We start from the raw sequence: 3,058 nt of genomic DNA, 5'->3' as shown, positions 1-3,058 counted from the left end.
CCCCTGCTGGAAGGTGGTATTTGCCATGAGCTTTTTCCGGCATTTCAGCCATGTGTCCGAGGGGATCAATGCTTCATGGGGAGCGATAACAAGTATCTGGTCTTTTAGGCACCTGTCCTTGTCCTCCTTAACATCCCGCCCCTGATAGAGATAGCAGCCGTTTGTTCCGGCAAAGTCAGAAGCGTCATTGACAATCGCTGCACCCTGACTCTTGAAAAATTCGTACAGTTCCAAGTCGGCCTGTGCATAAATGGGGTTTCGCAAAAGCTGGGAAAGAAAACTCCGAACCATTGACTTCTCGTAAATCTTGATACCTTGTTCCTCGAAGTATCGGGTAATATCTCCGAAGGAGGTTTCCGGTTCAGCGTACATTTGAAACATCAGCCGAACATGGTCGGCGGCTACGGGATCGGCAACCATTTTCTTTGTGCGGATACCCTCTACCACAGTAGGCTCTAACTGATAACCGTATGGTGCCTGTCCGCTCATGTGAAAGCCTTTCAGGCACCGTGAATAGTAGGCGTCTGTGACACGCTTCTGAATTGTCTCACGTTCAAGCTGGGCGAATACAATGCAGATATTCAGCATGGCCCGGCCCATCGGGGTCGAAGTATCAAACTTTTCCGTGGAGGATACAAACTCCACATCGTACTCTTGAAACAGCTCCATCATCGTTGCAAAGTCCAGAATAGAGCGGCTTATACGGTCCAGCTTGTATACGATGACCCGCCGGACTTTTCCCTTGCGGATCTCGCCCAGCAGCTTTTGAAACTCCGGCCTGTCCGTGTTCTTACCGGAATAGCCTTTGTCCTTGAATACCCGGCAGCTCCCACCTTTCAATTCATACTTGCAAAAGTCGATCTGACTTTCAATGCTGATACTGTCCTTGCGGTCTACTGACTGTCTTGCGTAAATACAATCTTCTCTGATAAATTCCATATTGGGCTCCTTTCCTTGTTGGAATGGAGCTACCAACCTTACAACTATATTATACCATCAGCAGCCCCGGACAACAATGTTGCGAATGATTAGGGAAATCTGTCTCCATATTTGCTGAACACCTCGTAAAGACAACGCTCAATTTCTTTTTTGCGCTGTTCTTTCTCCTTCAGGGGAAGTACCGGCGTGAGGCTTTCCAGCACAATGATCTTCCCTTGAAATGCGACAGACTTTGTTTCTCGTTCATAAGTGACAGCTTGCGTCATTGAAAACCTCCTTTGCGAAAGTGCGTGTATATGCCAGTCTTTCCCACTTGTCCCGTGGGGAAATGTCAAAAGACGGCACCCAGCAGGTGCCGCCCTTTGAGCTTTCTCCACTTCGGGTCAATGTGGCCCGAGGTCAGTAAGGACTGGAAAGGTACTTTTCTTTGGCATCATCTACGCTGTTGAGGTCGAATACTTCATAAAGCTGCCCCACAACACGCCGTATATCCTTCTTTGAAAATCCGCAGTTCTCCATTGCCATAATGACATAACCACGGCAGGCGTCATTGCTCCATTCGTCCGGTTCCAAGCCGGGGATCATTCCAAACGCATTTCCCATAAAGTGCTCCTTTTTTGAAAAGATGGGGAGCCACGCCGGATCGGTTGGCCTATCATCAGACAGCATTGCCGGGGGCTCCCCATAGGTTTTCACTTCATTTCAGACACACCGGACGGGCATAGGCTTCATGCCCCATAGTATTTCAACTCTCCCCATTCTGATGGCAAGGCGTTCTCATTGCCTGCGACGGCTCACGGCTTGCAAGACCGCTTCAACGCTCGGACTGTGACTAAACGCAAGTATCCGGGTTCTGCGCCTGTTCCGGTGGAGCCAGCCTTGCCCCACCTATGGCATGGACCTGTTCGCTCGCTCAGTTTTACAAAGACTGTATTCTTTGAAATCCGAGGTCATGGCGGGTCTGTCACACAGCGCGTTCCCCTTCGTATCCGGGTGTCTTTTTATTCGATTTTCAATCTGCATGAGGCTTGTCTGAACCTCGGGCCATTGTGACCCGAAGTGTTTTGCCTCTCATAAGCCATTTCATTTTCCGGCCTAAATCGGTACGCCTTACAAAGAATTTTTCAAAATTTTTTCTAAGCGCCGCAGACCTCGCTCGATTGCGACACGAACCACTTTTTCATGGACGCCCTCTGCCCGGGCAATGTCCTGTTTGGTCATGCCGAGAATGAAATGAGCATAAATCCGTTTTGCCTGTTTGTCCGGCAGACTGGAAATCGCTGCGTGAAGCTCCTGCATGGTCACTTTCCGCTCATACAGTTCATGGGGAGATAAGGCAACAAAGACAGCTTCATGTTCCAGCCCGTCATCCCGATCAAGGGAATAGTAGGCTTTGTGGCGGTATGTACGCAGCCGGTAGGCAGCCTCTTTACGATCAAACTCTTTGAACATTTCTGCAACTTCTTCCGATACTTCCATGAAGCAATCCGATGTATAGAATGGGTAATAGTCCCGCAAATTGATAATAGCCATATTGACCTCCGTTTCGGTTGTTGGTTGACGAGTGACCGAAACGAAGATGGCGGGGAGCGACACCGGGGAATGGCTTCGGGCCAACATGACCCGAAGCCGCCCCATAAGAACGCAAAAACGCCCGGGCGGCACAAGGCCACTCGAGCGCATGAAATGACATAATAGTTAAGGTTCCAACAGATTTCGCATACATAGCCGGAATAACCCGGAGGCGGGGCTATGCTTTTTTTAGCTGGTGCAGGCTATGAGGACTATGAAAAAGTAAAACTGGCATGGCGGCATCCTCCTAATGCCGCCGTGTGTGTTTACAAAATATAGAGTCGTTGTTGAATTTTGCAAAAAGAAGCGGCGGCTCTAAAAAGCCGCCGCAGGGTAAACAAGCGTGTCAAAGGGCTGCTGTACGACGGCTTTTTTGTAACCGTCAAATCTCCCTGCGCATAAAAAGGCCGCCATCTCAGTGCCTGTGCATTGAGATGGCGGCCTGCAGTTCTATTATGATTTAGGACTTCTGCATTCCTGGGGTGCGTTCACCGGGAGGAAAGATTCGGCCCAGGCTTCATCCGTCTGGCTCATGTCAGGCGCGTTG

General features: G+C 49.8%; 4 protein-coding genes. All 4 read right to left on the bottom strand.

Annotated features, from left to right (window positions below):
• On the bottom strand, positions 1-939 hold a 939-nt coding region (locus tag E0E29_RS16915; RefSeq protein WP_130850931.1), incomplete at its 3' end, for a recombinase family protein.
• 89 nt (positions 940-1,028) lie between these two features.
• Positions 1,029-1,205: a hypothetical protein gene (locus tag E0E29_RS18365; RefSeq protein WP_165449963.1), complete on the bottom strand. Its 177-nt coding sequence runs from the start codon at positions 1,203-1,205 to the stop codon at positions 1,029-1,031.
• A 133-nt stretch (positions 1,206-1,338) separates the two neighbouring features.
• Positions 1,339-1,608, bottom strand: coding sequence for a hypothetical protein (locus E0E29_RS16910; RefSeq protein ID WP_130850930.1), 270 nt, complete (start codon positions 1,606-1,608; stop codon positions 1,339-1,341).
• A 441-nt stretch (positions 1,609-2,049) separates the two neighbouring features.
• Positions 2,050-2,472, bottom strand: coding sequence for an RNA polymerase sigma factor (locus tag E0E29_RS16905; RefSeq protein ID WP_004064265.1), 423 nt, complete (start codon positions 2,470-2,472; stop codon positions 2,050-2,052).
• Positions 2,473-3,058 lie beyond the last annotated feature (586 nt).

The organism is Intestinimonas timonensis, assembly GCF_900626145.1.
GTDB classification, from domain to species: domain Bacteria; phylum Bacillota; class Clostridia; order Oscillospirales; family Oscillospiraceae; genus Intestinimonas; species Intestinimonas aquisgranensis.
The sequence above is the reverse complement of the archived record's forward strand: the minus strand, read 5'-3'. Positions and strand labels throughout refer to the sequence as shown.

Excerpts from the sequence above, each read along its gene's own strand:
- E0E29_RS18365 (WP_165449963.1), bottom strand. The coding sequence starts at position 1,205 with ATGACGCAAGCTGTCACTTATGAACGAGAAACAAAGTCTGTCGCATTT.
- E0E29_RS16910 (WP_130850930.1), bottom strand. The coding sequence starts at position 1,608 with ATGCTGTCTGATGATAGGCCAACCGATCCGGCGTGGCTCCCCATCTTT.
- E0E29_RS16905 (WP_004064265.1), bottom strand. The coding sequence starts at position 2,472 with ATGGCTATTATCAATTTGCGGGACTATTACCCATTCTATACATCGGAT.